Raw genomic sequence first — 2,883 nt, forward strand, 5'->3', positions numbered from 1 at the left:
AAAAAACACAAGCGGCGGCAGTGCCAGGTATCCAAGAAAACCTGATTAATCGTGACTCCATTACACCACCATTAGCCGTTGCGGGGCATAGCTTACTTTCTGAAATATCGCGGCCGGAAATCGCGCCAGCTGGGCAGATCATTCGTGTTCGATTAGATGAGGTCTATTCAATCGAGCAGGTGCGTCCAGACGAAGATTTTGAAGAGGAAACGCTGAAGGGGATGGAGGAAACATATGACGAAGTTGGCATGTTGACGCCGCCGCGTGTGTTCCCTCGTGATAAAAGTGGCTACCGGATTTGGTTCGGCGAAACCCGTATACGCAGTGCTCGTCGACATGGTGATGAGTATATTGATGTCTATGTGGGTTTACCGCCGAAAAATGACAAAGTGCGGTTACTTGGTCAGTTGATCGAAAACCTCCATCAGTCAGGATTGAAACCGCTGGCGACCGCCAATGCCATGCTTGAGCTGAAGAATAAGTGGAGCATGAACGGCGAGCAGATAGCGAAATCACTCGGCAAACCGGTTTCCTTTGTCAGTAAGCATATGCGGTTATGTGATGCGCCGGCAGTAATAAGGGACTTATTGAAAGATAAGATTACGGGTGATGTCGATCTTGTCTATACGCTGTGCCAAATCCATGACCGATCACCTGTGATTGCCAAACAGTTAGCTCAGACAGCAAGAACGAAGACATTAACCAGGCAAGTAGCAAAAGCGGAGTTGGCTAAACTCAAAAACCGTAAGACGCCAACTGACATCGAGCAGAAAAATAAAACAGCGGTAAATACTCCGTCAGTCGAAACGAAAGAAAAAACTTCACCAAATAATGAACCAACGTCCCCGCCAGCAGAAACGTTGAGAAAAGAGGAGGCGAGTTCTGCGTTTAATGAAGCCAGGACGTCTGAAGCTAAAGCATCATCTAGTGCAGCAGCTGCGAGCCAGAAAGAGAATCGCCTGATTGTTCGAGTCGATGGCCAGATTGGCTATTTACTCATAAACAAAATGGCAGAGGAGTATGGCCAGGTGTGGGTAAAGCTGGAAATAGGCGAGTTATGTGTTGAGGCTAAGTCAGTGGCCTTGGTTGGTATCAAAGAGGCTTAGATGACTAATACCCCCTTTTCAGAGCTGTCACGGGCGTTTCGCGCCCGTGTTGTTAAAACGTGGATTATGTCGACTGATCTTTCAGCTGCTGTCGGGGCGGAAATGTTGAAGGACACCGGCGTTAAACATGATTTTGTAAGGCGTGATAATCCCGTGCTGGGTTCATCGTTGGTGGGATGGGCTAAAGACGGTCATACACCCTTATGGGCTTCTCAGTCGGCATTAGTTCTATTGTTAGAAAAGAACTGGTCACCGGTTAGCCATGAAGATTGGGCAGGCTTTGCCGCTATATTCATCAAAATACATAGGGATGCTGACTTTGAAACTTTAATTGATTCGGTGCCTGAATCAATTAATAGAGACATTGCTGCGGGTTGGTTAAGTGCTGCAATTGAAGAAGATGCGCGTTACAAAGTGTCAAAGAAAAAGGCGAGAACATGACATTTCGAGAGCTTGAAAAAATCATTGTTGCTACGGGCCGGAAAGGTGATGCGTTGCTGCTCCTTTCGCTATTGCTGGATTATTTTGATAACGGGATCGTGTGCGTCGATATTGATACTGTGATGGCTGAAACTGGTCTAAAGAATGCGAATATCTCTGCGGTGACAAATCGTCTTAAAGAGTTGGGGGCGCTCACTATCTTGTATAAAGATATACGCAATGAAGATAGTTTGTTTTCTGAGGTAAGAAATGGCCGTTGGTCAAAAGCATACTACAAACTTCCCCCGGTAATTTTGCAACTGTATCGCAGAGGATAATTTCGCATGCGAAATTGCTATTCTTGCCGTCAAATTGTGACTTTGGGTAAATCGCTCCACTTGGTGGTGTAGCAAGGGGAGAGTAAATCTCTCCTCATAGCCCAAGCCTGGTTTATCCCCTGCCCTGCAAACCAAATTTTGCCTAAACCACTTTGGTTGATTTTATCGATGATGTTCATTAATGGATCGCTATCAGCACGAGGCGGCATTTCATCAAACAAATCGATTTGCCCTGGTTTGTCGCAGAAATCATTTAGCATGATCCCTGCTTTTTGATATCTGAATCCCTCCCGCCAAATGGCATCTAATGCCCTGGTAGCCGCTGAAACGATATCGCGTGTGTCTTGGGTGGCTAGCATGAGTTTAATGCTGTAGTTGTTGCTGTAGAACGGCTCATTTATCGCGAAAGGACTGGTGCGAATAAAGACGTTTATGTGTTTGCAGTATTGTCGTTCGGCCCTCAACTTTTCAGCTGAGCGTTCGGCGTATTTGCAGATTGCCTGACGCAAACTTTCCTTATCTGTAATGCGTTCACCAAAAGAGCGACTGACGATGATCTGTTGTTTGGTGGGTAAGGTGTCTATCGTTATTGCCGGGATGCCATTAAGTTCTAAAACAGTGCGCTCGACGACAACGCCAAATGTTTTCTTTATCAATTGTAAATTGGCGTCGGCCAGCTGCAAGACCGTTTCAATTCCCATCGTCTTTAATTTGATGCTTAGCTGGCGGCCAATTCCCCATACTTCTGATACGGGCAATATGGCCATCAGTTTGCGTTGCCGGGTACGGTCAGATAAATCCACGACACCACCGGTTGCGGGCCATGTTTTTGCTGCGTGGTTGGCGAGCTTTGTTAGCGTCAGTGTTTGAGCAATGCCAATACCGCATGTTAATCCCGTTTGTTGCAGGACAGTCTCACGCACGCGCTGACCGAAGTTTAGCAGAGACTCGTAGTTGGGGTTCCGTGCACATTTCCCCGAAAGATGCCATCTGACGACTAAAAAACATTAATAATCATG

Annotated in this window: 3 protein-coding genes and 1 pseudogene; 3 read left to right on the top strand and 1 reads right to left on the bottom strand. The window is 46.5% G+C overall.

The window, feature by feature from the left end; translation table 11 throughout:
- The 3 genes from AEP37_RS22955 to AEP37_RS22965 form a co-directional block, all read left to right on the top strand.
- Window positions 1-1,106: ParB/RepB/Spo0J family partition protein (locus AEP37_RS22955; RefSeq protein WP_049615493.1), on the top strand; the 1,106-nt coding region annotated here is incomplete at its 5' end.
- Window positions 1,107-1,547, top strand: a complete 441-nt coding sequence (locus AEP37_RS22960; RefSeq protein WP_049615494.1) for a hypothetical protein — start codon at window positions 1,107-1,109, stop codon at window positions 1,545-1,547. It abuts the gene before it with no gap.
- Window positions 1,544-1,864, top strand: coding sequence for a hypothetical protein (locus AEP37_RS22965; RefSeq protein WP_049615495.1), 321 nt, complete (start codon window positions 1,544-1,546; stop codon window positions 1,862-1,864). The genes AEP37_RS22960 and AEP37_RS22965 overlap by 4 nt, the downstream gene beginning before the upstream one ends.
- 29 nt (window positions 1,865-1,893) lie before the next feature.
- On the opposite strand, the pseudogene umuC reads toward AEP37_RS22965, so the two are convergent.
- Window positions 1,894-2,808, bottom strand: a pseudogene (gene umuC, locus AEP37_RS22970) (translesion error-prone DNA polymerase V subunit UmuC); the annotation flags it as partial.
- Window positions 2,809-2,883: the final 75 nt, after the last annotated feature.

Origin of the sequence: Yersinia pekkanenii (assembly GCF_001152565.1) — a bacterium.
GTDB lineage: Bacteria > Pseudomonadota > Gammaproteobacteria > Enterobacterales > Enterobacteriaceae > Yersinia > Yersinia pekkanenii.